The sequence below is a fragment of the Streptomyces fildesensis genome (assembly GCF_016107395.1).
In the GTDB taxonomy this organism is placed as follows: Bacteria; Actinomycetota; Actinomycetes; order Streptomycetales; family Streptomycetaceae; genus Actinacidiphila; species Actinacidiphila fildesensis.
In genome coordinates this window covers 1-256 of record NZ_JAAIKO010000314.1, presented here as the reverse complement: position 1 = coordinate 256, position 256 = coordinate 1, and the positions used below count along the sequence as shown (strand labels likewise).

The 256-nt window shown below is 46.9% G+C and carries 1 protein-coding gene; it reads right to left on the bottom strand.

What is annotated here, in order from left to right; all coding sequences use genetic code 11:
• The coding region (locus C6N31_RS47420; protein ID WP_198359736.1) for a C1 family peptidase at positions 1–236 on the bottom strand (236 nt) is incomplete at its 3' end.
• Positions 237–256 lie beyond the last annotated feature (20 nt).

Below are 256 nucleotides of genomic sequence, written 5' to 3'. Positions count from 1 at the left end.
CCATGATTAAGCCTCTTCGAGCATATGTACGGGCACGAAACTCCCCCGATGTATGTTTGCATGAACACCGCATTGATGCCCACAGCAAGGGGGCCATTTTTCACAAGATTTGCAGCTATTTGATCTTCGTCAAGGGACACGATGCTGAAATTGGCCACTTTAGAAGCAATCTTGGCCTTGTCAAATTTGCAGGTTCCTCGATCATTTCCAACGTACGGATAGTCTTTCTCAAGCATGATGCCACCGGATTTCAGAG